Source organism: Sediminibacterium sp. FW305-C-49 (assembly GCF_058231085.1).
Map to the genome: position 1 here is coordinate 1138201 of NZ_JBIQXS010000002.1, position 15854 is coordinate 1154054.

The 15854-nt window shown below is 40.2% G+C and carries 19 protein-coding genes; 14 read left to right on the plus strand and 5 right to left on the minus strand.

Going from position 1 to position 15854, the window contains the following annotated elements; genetic code table 11:
* Positions 1-5 precede the first annotated feature (5 nt).
* Positions 6-992 (minus strand): 6-phosphofructokinase, encoded by a 987-nt coding sequence (gene pfkA / locus ACH3Z1_RS12420; protein WP_490822294.1) that lies wholly within the window; start codon positions 990-992, stop codon positions 6-8.
* A 152-nt stretch (positions 993-1144) separates the two neighbouring features.
* Between pfkA and ACH3Z1_RS12425 the strand changes: the two genes are divergently transcribed.
* Both ACH3Z1_RS12425 and ACH3Z1_RS12430 read left to right on the plus strand, forming a co-directional pair.
* Positions 1145-2026, plus strand: coding sequence for an SDR family oxidoreductase (locus ACH3Z1_RS12425; protein WP_490822295.1), 882 nt, complete (start codon positions 1145-1147; stop codon positions 2024-2026).
* A 9-nt stretch (positions 2027-2035) separates the two neighbouring features.
* Entirely contained in the window at positions 2036-2719 is a 684-nt protein-coding gene (locus ACH3Z1_RS12430) for a lysoplasmalogenase (protein WP_490822296.1), read from the plus strand.
* Between the two features lie 64 nt (positions 2720-2783).
* On the opposite strand, the gene groL is transcribed toward ACH3Z1_RS12430, so the two are convergent.
* Complete coding sequence (groL, locus tag ACH3Z1_RS12435; RefSeq protein WP_490822297.1) at positions 2784-4418, minus strand: chaperonin GroEL; 1635 nt, start codon at positions 4416-4418, stop codon at positions 2784-2786.
* A 124-nt stretch (positions 4419-4542) separates the two neighbouring features.
* The gene (locus tag ACH3Z1_RS12440) at positions 4543-4824 is read right to left on the minus strand and encodes a co-chaperone GroES (protein WP_133475620.1); all 282 of its coding nucleotides are present in this window, start codon (positions 4822-4824) and stop codon (positions 4543-4545) included.
* Between the two features lie 263 nt (positions 4825-5087).
* Here ACH3Z1_RS12440 and ACH3Z1_RS12445 point away from each other — a divergent pair, with 263 nt between their 5' ends.
* From ACH3Z1_RS12445 to ACH3Z1_RS12490, 10 genes are all read left to right on the plus strand, one after another.
* Positions 5088-5507: a hypothetical protein gene (locus ACH3Z1_RS12445; RefSeq protein WP_490822298.1), complete on the plus strand. Its 420-nt coding sequence runs from the start codon at positions 5088-5090 to the stop codon at positions 5505-5507.
* Positions 5508-5543: 36 nt separating this feature from the next.
* Positions 5544-6011: a group I truncated hemoglobin gene (locus ACH3Z1_RS12450; RefSeq protein WP_490822299.1), complete on the plus strand. Its 468-nt coding sequence runs from the start codon at positions 5544-5546 to the stop codon at positions 6009-6011.
* Positions 6012-6134: 123 nt separating this feature from the next.
* Entirely contained in the window at positions 6135-7058 is a 924-nt protein-coding gene (nusB, locus tag ACH3Z1_RS12455) for a transcription antitermination factor NusB (RefSeq protein ID WP_490822300.1), read from the plus strand.
* Positions 7059-7073: 15 nt separating this feature from the next.
* Positions 7074-7514, plus strand: coding sequence for a DUF1573 domain-containing protein (locus ACH3Z1_RS12460; RefSeq protein WP_490822301.1), 441 nt, complete (start codon positions 7074-7076; stop codon positions 7512-7514).
* Positions 7515-7539: 25 nt separating this feature from the next.
* A complete protein-coding gene (yajC, locus tag ACH3Z1_RS12465; protein ID WP_490822302.1) occupies positions 7540-7875 on the plus strand; it encodes a preprotein translocase subunit YajC in 336 nt (111 codons plus the stop codon).
* Between the two features lie 72 nt (positions 7876-7947).
* Entirely contained in the window at positions 7948-8550 is a 603-nt protein-coding gene (coaE, locus tag ACH3Z1_RS12470; protein ID WP_490822303.1) for a dephospho-CoA kinase, read from the plus strand.
* The gene (locus tag ACH3Z1_RS12475) at positions 8543-8902 is read left to right on the plus strand and encodes a cupin domain-containing protein (RefSeq protein WP_490822304.1); all 360 of its coding nucleotides are present in this window, start codon (positions 8543-8545) and stop codon (positions 8900-8902) included. The genes coaE and ACH3Z1_RS12475 overlap by 8 nt, the downstream gene beginning before the upstream one ends.
* Positions 8899-9225, plus strand: a complete 327-nt coding sequence (locus ACH3Z1_RS12480) for an antibiotic biosynthesis monooxygenase family protein (protein WP_490822305.1) — start codon at positions 8899-8901, stop codon at positions 9223-9225. Before ACH3Z1_RS12475 ends, ACH3Z1_RS12480 begins: the two co-directional genes overlap by 4 nt.
* 20 nt (positions 9226-9245) lie before the next feature.
* Positions 9246-10475: a GAF domain-containing sensor histidine kinase gene (locus ACH3Z1_RS12485; protein WP_490822306.1), complete on the plus strand. Its 1230-nt coding sequence runs from the start codon at positions 9246-9248 to the stop codon at positions 10473-10475.
* Between the two features lie 232 nt (positions 10476-10707).
* Positions 10708-11505, plus strand: coding sequence for a hypothetical protein (locus ACH3Z1_RS12490; RefSeq protein ID WP_490822307.1), 798 nt, complete (start codon positions 10708-10710; stop codon positions 11503-11505).
* A gap of 21 nt (positions 11506-11526) precedes the next feature.
* On the opposite strand, the gene ACH3Z1_RS12495 is transcribed toward ACH3Z1_RS12490, so the two are convergent.
* The gene (locus ACH3Z1_RS12495; protein WP_490822308.1) at positions 11527-12246 is read right to left on the minus strand and encodes a LytR/AlgR family response regulator transcription factor; all 720 of its coding nucleotides are present in this window, start codon (positions 12244-12246) and stop codon (positions 11527-11529) included.
* Positions 12243-13259 carry a sensor histidine kinase gene (locus ACH3Z1_RS12500; RefSeq protein ID WP_490822309.1) on the minus strand — a complete coding sequence of 339 codons (1017 nt, stop codon included), beginning with the start codon at positions 13257-13259 and terminating at the stop codon, positions 12243-12245. The genes ACH3Z1_RS12495 and ACH3Z1_RS12500 overlap by 4 nt, the downstream gene beginning before the upstream one ends.
* 165 nt (positions 13260-13424) lie before the next feature.
* Here ACH3Z1_RS12500 and ACH3Z1_RS12505 point away from each other — a divergent pair, with 165 nt between their 5' ends.
* Both ACH3Z1_RS12505 and ACH3Z1_RS12510 read left to right on the plus strand, forming a co-directional pair.
* Entirely contained in the window at positions 13425-14561 is a 1137-nt protein-coding gene (locus ACH3Z1_RS12505; protein ID WP_490822310.1) for a DUF2911 domain-containing protein, read from the plus strand.
* Between the two features lie 386 nt (positions 14562-14947).
* Positions 14948-15853, plus strand: coding sequence for an alpha/beta hydrolase family protein (locus ACH3Z1_RS12510; RefSeq protein WP_490822311.1), 906 nt, complete (start codon positions 14948-14950; stop codon positions 15851-15853).
* Position 15854: the final 1 nt, after the last annotated feature.

The window sequence follows — 15854 nt, forward strand, 5'->3', positions numbered from 1 at the left end:
ACAAATCAACTTGCCAGTATTTTGACGATTTTAAGCCAGTCTTCTGAAATTTTCTGTTTCGCTTTAATGGCATTGTCTAAGGGTATATAATTCATCTTATTATTGAGTATTCCCACCATTACATTGAATCGTCCGGTGAGCAAACATTCTACTGCATGATACCCCATTCTGCTGGCGATGAGTCTATCAAGACAGGTAGGCGAACCACCGCGCTGGATATGTCCGAGTATACAAACCCTGGTATCAGCATTGGGTAATCTTTTTTTAATAATTTCTGCTACTTCATTGGCACCTCCATATTCATCACCTTCAGCTACAACGATGAGGTTAACGAGTTTTTTTCTTTTCTCTTTTTCTGTAAGTGAGCTGATGAGTTCTTCAATATCGGTTTTGGTTTCGGGGATCAGGATGTTTTCGGCGCCGGTAGCAATACCACTGTGTAAAGCGATATAACCGGCATCGCGTCCCATTACTTCCACAATAAATAAACGATCGTGTGCATCGGCAGTGTCACGTATTTTATCAATGGCTTCCACGGCAGTATTCACGGCGGTGTCAAAACCAATGGTGAAATCACTTCCTGCAATATCCTTATCAATGGTGCCGGGTAGCCCGATACAGGGGATATCGAATTCATTACTGAATTTCTGTGCACCCCGGAAGCTGCCGTCGCCTCCAATGATGACGAGTCCGTCAATGCCTCTTTTCTTTAAATTTTCGTAGGCTTTGGCACGGCCTTCCGGCTCGAAAAACTCTTTGCTTCGGGCTGTTTTGAGAATAGTTCCTCCACGCTGGATGATATTGGCAACTGAGCGGGAATCCATTTTGAAAATATCGTCTTCAATCATGCCACTATAGCCACGCATGACACCATATACCTCCAAACCATGGTAATTTCCCGTTCTGACAACAGCTCTTACGGCGGCATTCATACCGGGCGAGTCGCCTCCTGATGTGAGTACCCCTATTTTTGTTACTTTTTTAGCAGACATTTCTTTAGGCAGTTCTTCTTTCTTTTATGCAATAGGTCTTTCGACATTGAACGTATAACAATATGTGTATCAGCTACACGGAGTTTCAAAAATAAGCAATTGAGGTCAATTGCCAATAGCGTGATCTGATTACATTTTAGTAAACTTGCCGTATGAAAATCATGGTAACAGGTGCTAATGGCTTTACTGGTCAGCATTTATGTATATCACTTGCTGATAAAGGGTTTGAAGTTTATGCACTTGGACGAGGACCGCAAAGGATTGCGGTTCATAATCAGCTTACTTATCATAACATAGAACTAACAAGTGTTCGTTCAGTATTGAAGGTATTTGATCTGGTAAATCCTGATGTTGTTATTCATACAGCAGCCATGAGTAAACCCGATGAATGTGATCGTAACCGGGATGAATGTTTGCAGCAAAATGTGGAAGTAACCAGGTATTTGCTGGAAGCCAGCCGTCATTTTCCTATTCATTTTATCCATTTGTCAACAGATTTTATTTTTGGTGAAAATGGGCCACATAGTGAAGATGATGTGCCAGCACCAATGAATTTTTATGGCGAAAGTAAACTCATGGCTGAAAAACTGGTACAGGAAAGCGGGGTAAGCAACACAATTATCAGACCTGTGTTTATTTATGGACCCGTTTGGGAAGGTCAGCGACCGAGTTTTATTCAATGGGTAAAAAATAAATTGAATGCGGGTGAAACCATTCAGGTAGTAACCGATCAACAGCGAACACCCACCTATGTGTATGATCTTTGCACGGGAATAGAACAAATATTAATGTTTAAAAAGCAGGGGGTATATCATCTGGCGGGAAAAGATATTCTTTCTCCCTATGAAATGGCTTTAACGGTTGCCAAATTGATGGAACTCGATCCAAAACATATTATCCCTGTTACTTCGGCTGATTTTCCAGAACCCGTAAAAAGAGCAAAAAAATCAGGCTTGAAGATTGATAAAGCCATGAACGAGCTCGGTTATGCTCCACATAGTTTTGAAGAAGCCGTTCGCATGAGTTTACTATAAAATGTATGTATGAAACTTAAACAAATACTACTACCCGCTTTTCTTATTGTACTTGTACTGCATTGTATCTGCATTTTTACTGCGCTGGAAAGTTGGCGAGCAGTCACAAAATTATTGCTTGTGCCACTATTAATTACTTATTTCATTGTACAACAACAAGTGTTCAATTGGAGAATCAGACCAATATATGCGCTGTTCTTTTCCTTTCTGGGAGATGCTTTGCTGATAGGAGATGGGGCTACTTTTTTTCTTACAGGGATGATTGCTTTTGTACTGGCTCATTTAAATTATAGCTATTATTTTCTGCAATTACAACCGGTTAAAAAAGAAACAAGACAGGTATTTGTGCTTTCGCTGATCGCTATGTTATTATTTAGTTCAGTTGTTTATATTTTTCTTGATGGATACCTGGGTAGTTACCGGTTGCCTGTTTTGTTTTATATGCTATTCATCAGCCTGATGGCCTCGCTCGCCATTCATACAATTACCCATGATACAGTAAAACCAATTGCCATTAAATTCTTTTTGCCCGGAGCCATTTTATTTGTCGTTAGTGATGCGATACTAGCACTGAATATGTTCCGTTTACAGGAAGATATGCTTGCTATAGCTGTAATGCTTACCTATGGATTAGCCCAATATTTTTTAACCAGAGGTATGGTACAGGAGAGTAAACAAATCCATACATCATAAAAAAATCCCTTTCGATATCGAAAGGGATTTTTTTATGATGATCAGCCTCAGGCTGAAACCTGTCTTAGTAACCCATGCCACCCATATCAGGTGCACCCGCATGGCTATGTGGCGCTTCTGGTTTTGGTTTGTCTGCGATCACACACTCAGTGGTCAGCAGCATGGCAGCGATAGATGCAGCATTTTCCAATGCAACACGACTCACTTTGGTAGGATCAATAACACCTGCTTTTAACAGGTTTTCATATACTTCTGTACGTGCATTGAATCCAAAATCGCCTTTACCTTCTTTAATTTTTTGTACCACAATAGAACCTTCAATACCGCTATTGATAACGATCTGACGCAGTGGTTCTTCAATCGCTCTTTTTACGATCTGGATACCGGTAGCTTCATCTTCGTTAGCACCTTTCAGTTTTTCCAAAGATTCAACGGCACGGATATAGGCAACACCACCACCTGGTACGATACCTTCTTCAACAGCAGCGCGTGTAGCATGCAGCGCATCGTCTACGCGGTCTTTCTTTTCTTTCATTTCAACTTCTGTAGCAGCACCTACATATAATACCGCAACACCACCGCTTAATTTAGCCAGACGCTCCTGGAGTTTCTCGCGATCGTAATCAGAAGTAGTATTTTCAATCTGGGCTTTGATCTGGTTTACACGTGCAACGATATCCGCTTTTTTACCTTTACCACCAACAACAATGGTATTGTCTTTATCAATGGTAATAGAAGCAGCCTGACCCAAATAACTCAGATCAGCATTTTCCAGTTTGAAGCCCTGCTCTTCACTTACAACAGTACCTGCAGTGAGGATAGCGATATCAGTCAGCATTTCTTTTCTGCGGTCACCAAAACCAGGTGCTTTAACAGCAGCTACTTTCAGTGTGCCACGTAATTTATTTACTACCAGTGTTGCCAGTGCTTCACCTTCGAGGTCTTCAGCAATAATTACCAATGGACGACCGCTCTGTGCTACTTTCTCCAGGATATGGAGAATGTCTTTCATCGCGCCAATTTTTTTGTCGTAGATCAGGATATATGGATTCTGTAATTCAGCTTCCATTTTCTCGCTGTTGGTTACAAAGTAAGGAGAGATGTATCCACGATCGAATTGCATACCTTCTACTACATCAACAGTAGTGTCAGTTCCTTTTGCTTCTTCAACAGTAATAACACCTTCTTTTCCTACTTTACCCATCGCAGTAGCAATCAGTTTTCCGATTTCGCTATCGCTGTTGGCAGAGATAGTAGCTACCTGCTCAATTTTTTTAGAATCGTTACCAACGGCCTGAGACTGAGCTTTCAGGTTTTCGATTACTTTGGCAACTGCTTTGTCGATACCACGTTTCAGGTCCATTGGATTGGCACCTGCGGCAACGTTTTTCAAACCTTCGCTGATAATAGCTTGGGCCAGAACGGTAGCAGTAGTTGTACCATCACCCGCAATATCTGCGGTTTTAGATGCTACTTCTTTCACCATCTGAGCACCCATGTTTTCAATAGCATCTTCCAGCTCAATTTCTTTTGCAACGGTAACACCATCCTTGGTAACTGAAGGAGCACCGAATTTTTTCTCGATTACTACATTACGTCCTTTTGGACCCAGTGTAACTTTCACTGCATTAGCCAGGGTATCAACACCCTTTTTCATTTTATTTCTTGCTTCGATATCGAAGAATATTTGTTTTGCCATTTTGTTTAATTTGAGAATTTGAAAATTTAGAAATTTGAAAATGTAGGAGTGTGTATTTCGTTTGAAAATCTGAAATTGAAATGGTTCATTTTCAAATTTTCAGATTGGCACATTTTCAAATTATTTAAACAATCGCTAACAGATCGCTTTCGCGCATGATCAGGAGATCCTGTCCTTCGATCTGGATTTCTGTACCGGCATATTTGCCATACAATACCGTATCGCCCACTTTTACGGTCATGGGCTCATCTTTTTTACCGGTACCGGCAGCTACGATGGTTCCACGCTGGGGTTTTTCTTTTGCAGTATCAGGGATAATAATTCCGCCGGCTGTTTTTTCTTCAGCAGCGGCCGGCTTAACAATTACTCTGTCGTGCAGAGGAGTAACGTTGAGTTTCTTAGCCATACGTTATTGGTTTTAATTTAATAAGGTTTAAAATCTGAATGCCATTCATCGAGAATTATGCCATTAGTGGGCAACAGGTCAAAATTTCAGTTTTGGGGCCGTTTGGGCCAAAATCCTTCTATAACACTGTCAGAACGGGCGGCAAAGATGCAGGAAGTTTCCGGTTTCTGGTGTCAATTTTTCATTTCCTCTCTTTTCAGAAATCTTGCCGGGGTTCAATCCAAAGTCATCTGGTTAACGTAAATAATACCAAAACCAGGAAAATGAAACTCATTAAACGTATTGCAAAAGGAATATTGATACTGTTTTTGGTATTATTTGCCAGCCTGTTCATTTATGCCAATTGGAACAAACCCAGTCTGGGAGAACGCGTTTACCTGGAAAATCCCACTGAAATTGTTGTGATGACTTTCCCGGCTTCTTTTACCGCAAAAGATTCTGCTGCCATGGACAGTTATTTTCTGGCCCAGAAAGGGGTTTATTCAAATATTGTCAGCCTGAAAAGCCAGACATTATGTGTTACCATCGATCCACGCGAAACCAATCGTTCTGCGATACTCTCTGCCGGTCGTCGGTATAATCAAAGCATTGCTGAGCGGGCGCCCCTGAGTGCAAAAGCTGAATGTCCGGTGAATCTTCTTGCATTCAGGAAAATCACTTATGCGCTCAATATCCGCAAATAGCCATCATTTTTTCACTAACCAATAAATCAATAAACGATGAAAAAAAGTCTGTTGCGTATGTCGGCAATAGCATTTTCTGCCGCAATGCTGTTTACCGCATGTAAAAAAGACGACGCGCCACCTGTGAATGCAGGAAGTGAACTGTACAAAAGACTCGGCAGTAATGCCGGTATCAAAAAAGTAGTCGATGACTTTATCGGAATAGTAGTAGCCGATAATGTGATCAACGGTTTTTTTGCCAATACAGCTAAGTCGCAGGAACGTGTAGACGACCTGAAAATGAACCTGGTAAACCAGATTGGTCAGGCAGTTGGCGGACCGGAAAAGTACACTGGGTTGTCGATGAAAGCGGCACATGTGGGTCTGGGTATCAAAGATGTGCATTTCAATGCCCTGGTTAACGACCTGGTTGCAGCACTCAAAAAGAACAATGTGAGTGATGCGGATGTAAATACCATTGGCGGCGCTCTGCTGCCTATGAGGGCTGATATTGTTGAACCGTAATCTGAAAAGGGTTATTTATAGGTTGTATCAAGGTTAAACCTGTCCGTTCCCGGACGGGTTTTTTCATTTTGACGGGGTAGATGAAAACAATACCTTTGCCGCTTCCAAACAAGTTCTTACCAGATGATCAGTAGAAGAAATATTCGTGTGAAAGTGATGCAGTTACTTTATATGATAGAGGCTGCAGATACCAGTGTGACCCGTCAGAAACCGGAAATTGAGCTGAAAAAGCAATTCGATCAAACAACATCGCTGTTTGTTTACCTGCTCTATTTTATAACAGAAGTGGCCCGTTACGCCGAAACCAATGCGGTAAAACGTGCATCCCGTAACCTGCCAACCAGGGCCGATTTGAACGTAAATACCAAAATTGCGGGAAATGAACTGTTATGGAGTATACTTGAAAGTGGCACTTTTAAGAAAGCATTAGAAACCTTTTTACCGGAAAAAATACTGGATAAAGATCTGGTGCACAAAATATACAACGAGCTTACAGCAATGCCCCAATACCAGGAATATATTGCTGTGGATGGGAGGGAAAAGGGGAAAGAAAAGGAAATCATCAAACTCATTTTTACCCATCTCATGTTACCCAATGAATCCTTCATCAGCCATATTGAAGAACATTACAATAATTGGGATGACGACGCTGAAATGATGGAGCAACTCATGCTGAATTATATTCAGAAACCTGGCAGTTATAATCTCCAGGAAATGATCAGTACAGAGAAATGGCAGTTTGCCAAATCTTTATTGGTCACCAGTATTGAGAAAAAAGAACAGGCAACGGAACTCATCAAACCCAAACTGAAAAACTGGGATGCTGAACGAATTGCCCAGTTAGATATGATACTGATGCGTATGGGTGTATCTGAACTCCTGTACTTTGAAACCATTCCTACCAAAGTAACCATTAACGAATATATCGATCTGGCCAAGGAATACAGTACCCAGCAAAGTGGTCAGTTTGTAAATGGCATTCTTGATAATATCCATAAAGAGCTCACAGAAGCGGGGAAGATTCAGAAAATTGGATACAAGAAATAAGACACAAGGTTTTTTATGAAAAAAATAGCTGTTATTGTATCTGTTATCAGTTGCTGGCTGGGGGCTTGTACGGGACCCGATAAGACGGCACCAGCTGCAGAATCGCACCTGGCTGATACGGCTAACTATACAACCATTCAGTGGCTCGATTCGCTGGTAAACTTTGGTACAATTACACAGGGCGAAAAAATACAGTTGAAATTCAGGTTTAAAAATACCGGTAATAAACCCCTGTTTATTACGAATGTGCGGGCTGGCTGTGGTTGTACGGTACCCAGTTACACCAAAGAAGCGGTGGCGCCGGGTGCGGAAGGAGAAGTAATGGCAGCTTTCGATACCAACAGGTCGGCAGCAGGCGACACAAGAAAAACAGTCGTTGTTCATACAAATACACGCAACGGAAGTGAACACAGCCTTATCTTTACAGGCCATGTGAAAGAAGTAAAAGTTAACTAGTCATTTATCATTTAAACAAATAACAATGTTTTATCTTAATTCAGTTTTGCTTGCAGCGGGTGGACAACAAGGTGGAGGAATGGTTCAGTTGGTTATGATGGGTGCCATCATCCTCGTATTTTGGTTGTTTATGATTCGCCCACAGGCTAAAAAAGCCAAAGAGCAGAAAAAGTTTGTAGAGAATATGCAGAAAGGCGACAAAATTGTTACGATCGCCGGTATTCATGGTGTGATCAATAAGATCAACGAAGACAATACCATTCAACTGGAAGTAAGTCCGGGCAGCTACCTCAAGATTGAAAAATCTTCTGTGAGCATGGAATGGAGTGCTGCGATCAATAAGGCGGCTGATAAAAAATAATGATCCGTTTTATACTGGAAAATAAAGGTTCGGGAAGTCTCTTTCCGAACCTTCTTGTTTTATCTTTAGTCCATGTTAAAAATTGGTCTCACAGGTGGAATAGGTAGCGGAAAGTCTACGATAGCCGGCATCTTTAAAGTGCTGGGTATACCTGTGTTCGATGCCGATGCCAATGCACGGCAATTGATGGAAACAGACAAATCATTACAATCAGGTATAATTAGTTTATTGGGTGATAAAGCGTATGAAGATGGAAGGCTCAACCGTAAGTTCATTGCTGATATTGTTTTTAGTGATCCTTTTCAACTGGAAAAGCTGAATGCACTGGTTCATCCGGCAGCTATCAGGGCCGGTGAACAATGGGCCGATAAGCAGAACGCACTATATGTTGTCAAAGAAGCTGCGTTGTTCTTTGAAGCAGGGTCAACAGAAGGAATGGATTATATCATTGGCGTATATGCACCTCAGCACATCAGAGTCAACCGCGTTATGAAAAGAGATGCTGTATCAAGAGAAGAAGTATTGAGCAGGATGAAAAGACAGATTCAGGAAGAAATAAAAATGCGTTTATGTGATTTTGTGATACTGAATGATGACCAGCACCTGGTTATTCCACAGGTATTGCAGTTGCATGAACAATTTTTGAAGGAAGCAAAAGAAATAAACCATGGATAAAGTAAACGTGCTACAGGCTTTTGACAAGGTAGAAGGTTATTGGAATCCAACCGTTGCAGGGGCATTAAATGGGCAGGAAGTAAAGCTGGTGAAATTTAAAGGACCATTTACCTGGCATCACCATGATCAGGAAGACGAATTGTTTTATGTGATCAAAGGATCCTTTGTAATGGAGCTTAGAGATAAAAATATTGAACTAATGGAAGGCGATTTCCTGGTGGTGCCCAAAGGGGTGGAGCACAGACCCAATGCTGCAGAAGAAGTATGGGTAATGCTGTTTGAACCTGCATCCACCTTAAATACGGGCAATATTGAAAATGAATTCACCAAACACACACTCAACAGGCTATGATTGCAAAAACACCCCAGCCTCCTTATTATGCGGTCATCTTTACCAACGAATTAACCGTAGATACAGATGGATATGAAGAAATGGCCGACAAAATGTGCCAGATGGCATTAAAACAGCCAGGCTGCCTTGGGTTTGAATCGGCGCGGAATGGTTTGGGTATTACTATTTCTTATTGGGAAAGCCTTGAAGCCATTAAAAACTGGAAAGCCAATACAGAACACCTGGAGGCACAAAAAATGGGAAGAGATATTTGGTACAAATACTATAAAACAAGAATTTGCAAGGTAGAACGTGATTATGGTTTCGAAAGAAACGTTGACTAACCTAGACCCCCTGACTGAATATGATTCTTTCCCCCATTGCCGCCAATGAGCAGGAACGTTTACTGGAGTTGTTGCGCTATGAAGTATTGCATACCCAATATGAAGAAGACTTTGATCAGATTGTTCAGCTTGCCTCCTCTATTTGTAAAACACCCATATCGACCATCACACTGCTTGACGTGCACAAGCAATGGTTCAAAGCAAAAATAGGTATCGAAAATACAGATGGGGATCGTGATACTTCCTTTTGCGGACATGCCATTCATCAGTCTGATATCATGGAAGTGGAAGATGCGCTTTCTGATGAACGTTTTTTTGATAATCCACTGGTTTTAGGCGATCCCAAAATACGGTTTTATGCAGGGTATCCGTTGGTTAGTCCGGCAGGTTATACATTAGGTACGCTTTGTGTAATTGATAATGTACCACGTTCTCTGACAGAAGAGCAGAAATTAACCCTGCGGATACTTGGTAACCAGGTGATGAAACTGTTTGAGCTAAGACTGAAAAATAAAGAAGAGATAGCCAGAAATCAGCTGATTGAAGAACAGAAAATAAAATTAGAAGCCTCTAAATCGATCAAGAATAAGATCATTTCAATTATAGCTCATGATGTACGAGGCCCCGTTGCTTCAGTAAAAGCCATGATTGAACTTACCAAGGACAGTAGCTTATCCGAAGCAGAAATATCAGAATTATTAGGGCTTCTTGACAAACAATTGGATAGTACTTTAGATATGCTTACCAACCTGGTAGAATGGGGAAGCATACTCATAAAAAATGAAAAATCAGTTCTCTGTCGGGTAGATCTGGCAGCTTTGACCAATAAAATCATCAGTAACCTTCAACCATTTGCAAGTCTTAAAAACAATAAAATTAAGAACCTGGTAAATACCGATTGCAGGGTTCAGGCAGATGAAAATACACTTAGGTTCATCATGCGGAATATCATCAGCAATGCTAATAAATTTACCAGTTCCGGAACAATCGCCATCACCTGCGAAACAATGAATGAACGGGAGATAAGGGTATCGATAACCGATAACGGTTGTGGTATGAATGAGGAGATTTTACAACAGCTGTTCAATCCCGCAAAACGACAGAGTCGTGAAGGAACGCATAAAGAAAAAGGAAGTGGTTTGGGGCTTATCCTCGCGAAGGAATTTGCAGAAGCCATGCAAATTGATATGAATGTAGTTAGTGAACAGGATAAAGGTACCAGTTTTCATTTGACATTACTGTCTGCCTGATACACGAATGCTGTCTTAAGTATGTTGTTGCTCGAGAAAAAATAATACTTGTCTAATTAAGTAGTGGTTAAAACAATAAGCCTCCTAGTTGTTTTTATCTTAGGATATATTTATGTCATGCACATATAATAAATCCGCTAGCTATTTTTTGTTAATAGCTTTTTTTACACTTGCCTTTTTACAAGAACCAAAGGCTCAGGGAACCTTATTACAACGCAGAGCGGCAGATTCAATGCGATTACGTTACCTGAATGATCAATATATCCAATCATGGATTAAATCAGATACGGCCACCTATCATCGTTTGTTATGGGCAGATGAGTTCGTGCATCTGGGTGCCGCAAAAGGAAAATTGTTCACAAAAACTGCATTATCACCCGTATTTGCTGCAAAGCGATTCGATCAGATCGATTTCTTTTATGCAGACAGTGTTATCATCCGGTTGGTGGCTGATTCAGTTGCATTTGTTTATGCAGTTACACCTTATAAGGGAAAAAATTCCTCTGCTGTGGAATTCAGCCGATACAATGATGTATATATCAAATATGCAGAAGGATGGAAATGTGTGGCAGCCAATACGGTAAACATTGATCCTCTCCATTTCAAATTAACTGAAATACAGCGTCCTTATCCTGACCCGCAACCCCGATTTCCAGGTGGGTTGATAAAAGCAGAAGCAGGAGCCAAAATCTTGCAGTTGAACCAGAGTTGGGTGAAAGCATTTGCCAGAAACGATCAGCTATTTCTGGCGAAAAATACATCTGAAAAGAATTGGGTTACTTATCCGGATGGTAGCCTTGACAAAGGAATGCTGAAAACTTTCAGATCGCTGGCAATACCACCGTTCAGGGATAGTATAATACATGAAACAGTATTTTTTCCGAGAAATGATTTTGCCATCGTCAGGAATGTGTTATTGTTTACCATAGGTCAGGCGAAAATGATGGCGCTGCAAATCTGTAATTATTATTTACATCACAATGGTACATGGGAGATGGTATCGTTTAATGCTACTGCCATAAGAGATTAGTGTATTGTGATAATGCAATGCCTATATCGTTTTCATAAAAGCATCAATTGTTTTTTTATAGGATCGTCCGATAGGTATTTGCTGGTCGTCGAGATGAATTTTTCCATGCTGTATTAACCTTATTTTATCTCTGGCGACGATAAACGATTTATGTACACGTATAAACAGATCGTCTGGTAATTTTGATTCTATAATTTTCATATAGCCCAGTATAACATGTTTCTGTTTGCCTGCATACACAATCGCATAATCTTTTAACCCCTGCACATGTGTAATGCTTTTAATATCGAGTTTGGTATACCTGGTGCCCGATTTAATGGTAATTGTTTCCAACTGGTTTTCTGATTTAGCATCAACAATCTTGGCATTCATATGAATCAGATCCAATAACTCTCCGGCACGTATACAGGCCTGTTCGAACCTTTCGAATTTAATGGGTTTTAATAAATAGTCCAGTACCCCGGCATCAAAACCATCTAATGCATACTGTCTGTAAGCAGTTGTAATAATGGTAACGGGTTTGAATGTAAGGGAACGTAAAAAATCCAATCCATTAATTGACGGCATTTCGATATCTAAAAAAAGAATATCTGGCTTTTGTTCTTCTATCAGCAGTTTGGCTTCAGTTGCATGTGTATGTTTGCTAAGTACTGTCAGCAGACTACTTTTTTGAACGTAATTCTCTATTACTTCGATTGCCAGTGGTTCATCATCCAGGATGGTGCATCTGTATTTTTTCATAATTGAATTTCCAGTTGAACTTTATAGGTGTCGGTATTTTTTTCCTGGTGGAAACAGTATCTGGAAGGATAGTACAAATCCAGTCTTTTTTTCAAATTTAAGATGCCCATTTTTTTGCCCGGCTTTTTGATCGAATCAGCATAGCTGTTCTCGCATGTAAATAGCAAGGTTTCCTCTTTGATCACACATCGTATTTCAATGCTGCCTGGTTTCTCATCGTTGGGGTGAGCATATTTAAAAGCATTCTCAACAATGGGGAGTAATAGCATGGGCGCTATTTTGTAACGATTCTTCGGAATTTCAGTGATTGAATAGTTGATCTGGTATTCATTGCTGTCTTTTCTGATTTCCTCAAATTGTATATAATTAATCAGGTTGGTAATATCGGCTTCCAGCGGAACGGTGTTTTCATCTGTTTCATATAACATGTATTCCATCATGTCAGATAATTTCAATATTAATGCTGGGGTCTTTTCGGAATTTTTCAGTGATAAAGCGTACAGGTTATTGAGTGTATTGAATAAGAAGTGAGGGTTTATCTGGGCTTTGAGTAATGTTAATTCAGTATATAAATAATCGATTCTCATGGCGTCAAACTTTTCCTTCTGTGTAAACTGTTCTTTCAGGTAGTAAAAGAGCGATGAAATAAGCACGTAACGCAATGCCACAAAATAATTGTTCCAGAACTGGATGGGGTTTGTTTTATAAGTGATGAACAGTTCTGATACGCTTGGGTAATATGCCTGATAGCAAAAAGCAAATCCCGTCATGAGTAACAAATGAAACAGACAGTACTGGACAAATTTCCGCTGGATAAAAAATCGGGGAATCAGGTACCAGAGATTGATATAGGTGATAAGGGCTAATAAAAAAACGCGGTAAAAAAGAGAGAAAAAGAAAATGACAGGATGATCAGGCAGAAAACTGATGACATCGAGTATGAAAGAACAGAACATGGTAATCCAAAACAGAATATGATAGATGACCCATGATTTTTTTTGTTTCTTTTTCATCCTAGATAAAGGTTTACAGAAGCTGTAAAGGTAGTATTTGAAAACGCATGATAATGGAATAATAGGCAAACAATTAGTCTTTGGTCGATTTCTACAGTAGTTGGTCGGGTATCTTTTTTATGGGAGATGCAGTGAGTATAATTTGACGCATAAATTATACCCACTGTGAAAAAAATCAGCTTCCTTTTTGTTTTGTTTTGCCTGCTACATCAAATCAGTAAAGCACAAACAATTACCATCACACAAGTTCCCAACGGAGGTAACCAAAAATCAAGTGTATCTCAATGGATGGGATTAGGTTCGGTAACTGTTACCTATCGGGGACCTGATGTGCATGATCATACAGGGAAAGACCGTAGAGGCAATATTTGGGGTAAGCTGGTGCATTATGGAATGGAGAACCTTGGTTATGGCACTGCATCAACGTCGCCATGGCGTGCTGGAGCCAATGAAATTACTACTATCCAGTTTTCACATCCCATGCGTGTAAATGGCAAACCAATTCCGGCTGGTACTTATGGGTTGATGTTGATGGTAGATTCGCTAAAACCCTGGACCTGGATATTGTCTTCTACATCAACAAGCTGGGGCACTTATTATTATAACTCGGGTGAAGATATGCTTCGCATTGAAGCTAGTCCGGAAAAAGCACCTTATACTGAATGGCTGAGTTATTCTTTTGACCAGCGACAATCTGCTTCCTGTTCTCTTTGGCTGAACTGGGAGGATAAGCGGATTGGATTGAATATTGAACTTCCCGGTGCCAACGATCTGTATGTAGCAAAAATGAAAGAAGAATTGGTGGGTTATGCAGGCTTTGATGCCCGTAACTGGGTACGGGCGGCGAAGTTTTGCCTCGACAGTATGGTTCAATTGGAAAGAGGACTATGGTTTATCAACAACGCAATGGATACCGTTAAAATGAATGGTGTAATTGATGCAAATGCCTTAAGGATCAAATATGAACTTGCGACTGAGTTACGACGAATGGATGATGCCGACCAGACATTTAAACAATTGAGTCAGTTAAATGGAATCGGCGCAGTGGATATTTTTGTATTGGGAAGAAATATCCTCAGGAAGGGATATAAGGATAAAGCAGGAGAAATTTTTAGGTTTAACTCGAACAGATTCCCCACAGAAAGTTATTGGACTAATTTAGGGATGGCATTATGGTCTACAGCACTTGGCAAAAAAAAGGAAGCCATTGAATATTGGGAACTGGTTATTCAACATACACCTGCAGAGCGAAGAGCGAGTATCAGAGATTATGAGGCAGAAATTCAAAAATTGAAATTATAAATGGAACGGTATAGCATGATGTTCGTCGAATATCATGGTCACTGCTCTTTTTTTTATGCATTATCTGAATGGTTTATTATTTCTTGCAGCCTATTCTTGATTTTTAAATGTTCAGTATAATATAACAAAACAGAAAAAAAATATTGCCGGTACAGGCTACAGGATCGAATAAATTAATATCCCCCCGAAACTGAATCAGCCGCCATCAGGCTATACAGATTCAAATAATACTATTAGTAAAGATCTCATGTGTGTCGTTTATTGATTAAGCACGCAACGACCTGTATTTCTATGCGGGTCTTTTCATGTTCAGAAAAACAGGAAACGCTTACGACAGATGTTGATTAGGTATGTATCACTAATAAAATAAATGAGGGGTATACTTTATGCAAATATTAACGATTACGGCAGCGGATGGATATAAATTGAGTGCACTTTATAGCAAGCCGGTTGGAGACAGTATTGGTTATGTTATTCTCAGTTCGGCTACCGGGATAAAAAAAGAGTTTTACATCAATTTCGCCAGGTTCCTGGTGCAAAATGGGTATAGTGTTTTGTTATACGATTACAGGGGTATTGGCCAATCGGCACCACAGCATTTAAAAACCTGTACTTCGTATATGCACGAATGGGGCATACTGGATATGAACGCAGTATTAAACTTTATGGTGCATGTAAAAGGAGCAACCAATATTATATGGGTGGGGCATAGCGTTGGTGCGCAAATGGTTGGATTTGTTAAACAGCAGCAATATATCCGCAAGGTAATCGCCATCAGTGCAGCATTTGGATACTGGGGCTATTTCCCTTCAGCCATCAAATGGAAAATCTGGGCTCTTTGGTTTTTTATTGGCCCATTGATGGTTGGGTTATTTGGTTATGGCGCAATGAAAAAAATTGGCTGGGGTGAAAACCTCCCGAGAAATATGATGAAAGAATGGAGGGAATGGTGTTTGAGTAAAACCTATTTCAGGTCTGCCATACTGAAAACAATAAACCTGGATAAGTTTTATGGGTTTACCATTCCAATTACATCCATCTATATGAGCGATGATCAACTCGCAAATGATATCACTGCTCCAATGATGATGGATTTTTTTCCAAACGCTCCATCAAAAGTCTACAAGCTGCAGGTTGAAAAATATACAACCTGTAAAGTAGGGCACATCGGTATATTCAGGAAAAAATTCCAGGATAACTTATGGCCATTACTGGTAGATGTGATCAGTAATGAATGTAATACGGAAAACCAGATAAGCAACAGGTTGGTGTATTCTCCACACTCTGGTTAAA

Excerpts from the sequence above, each read along its gene's own strand:
- pfkA (WP_490822294.1), bottom strand. The coding sequence starts at position 992 with ATGTCTGCTAAAAAAGTAACAAAAATAGGGGTACTCACATCAGGAGGC.
- ACH3Z1_RS12425 (WP_490822295.1), top strand. The coding sequence starts at position 1,145 with ATGAAAATCATGGTAACAGGTGCTAATGGCTTTACTGGTCAGCATTTA.
- ACH3Z1_RS12430 (WP_490822296.1), top strand. The coding sequence starts at position 2,036 with ATGAAACTTAAACAAATACTACTACCCGCTTTTCTTATTGTACTTGTA.
- groL (WP_490822297.1), bottom strand. The coding sequence starts at position 4,418 with ATGGCAAAACAAATATTCTTCGATATCGAAGCAAGAAATAAAATGAAA.
- ACH3Z1_RS12440 (WP_133475620.1), bottom strand. The coding sequence starts at position 4,824 with ATGGCTAAGAAACTCAACGTTACTCCTCTGCACGACAGAGTAATTGTT.
- ACH3Z1_RS12445 (WP_490822298.1), top strand. The coding sequence starts at position 5,088 with ATGAAACTCATTAAACGTATTGCAAAAGGAATATTGATACTGTTTTTG.
- ACH3Z1_RS12450 (WP_490822299.1), top strand. The coding sequence starts at position 5,544 with ATGAAAAAAAGTCTGTTGCGTATGTCGGCAATAGCATTTTCTGCCGCA.
- nusB (WP_490822300.1), top strand. The coding sequence starts at position 6,135 with ATGATCAGTAGAAGAAATATTCGTGTGAAAGTGATGCAGTTACTTTAT.
- ACH3Z1_RS12460 (WP_490822301.1), top strand. The coding sequence starts at position 7,074 with ATGAAAAAAATAGCTGTTATTGTATCTGTTATCAGTTGCTGGCTGGGG.
- yajC (WP_490822302.1), top strand. The coding sequence starts at position 7,540 with ATGTTTTATCTTAATTCAGTTTTGCTTGCAGCGGGTGGACAACAAGGT.
- coaE (WP_490822303.1), top strand. The coding sequence starts at position 7,948 with ATGTTAAAAATTGGTCTCACAGGTGGAATAGGTAGCGGAAAGTCTACG.
- ACH3Z1_RS12475 (WP_490822304.1), top strand. The coding sequence starts at position 8,543 with ATGGATAAAGTAAACGTGCTACAGGCTTTTGACAAGGTAGAAGGTTAT.
- ACH3Z1_RS12480 (WP_490822305.1), top strand. The coding sequence starts at position 8,899 with ATGATTGCAAAAACACCCCAGCCTCCTTATTATGCGGTCATCTTTACC.
- ACH3Z1_RS12485 (WP_490822306.1), top strand. The coding sequence starts at position 9,246 with ATGATTCTTTCCCCCATTGCCGCCAATGAGCAGGAACGTTTACTGGAG.
- ACH3Z1_RS12490 (WP_490822307.1), top strand. The coding sequence starts at position 10,708 with ATGCGATTACGTTACCTGAATGATCAATATATCCAATCATGGATTAAA.
- ACH3Z1_RS12495 (WP_490822308.1), bottom strand. The coding sequence starts at position 12,246 with ATGAAAAAATACAGATGCACCATCCTGGATGATGAACCACTGGCAATC.
- ACH3Z1_RS12500 (WP_490822309.1), bottom strand. The coding sequence starts at position 13,259 with ATGAAAAAGAAACAAAAAAAATCATGGGTCATCTATCATATTCTGTTT.
- ACH3Z1_RS12510 (WP_490822311.1), top strand. The coding sequence starts at position 14,948 with ATGCAAATATTAACGATTACGGCAGCGGATGGATATAAATTGAGTGCA.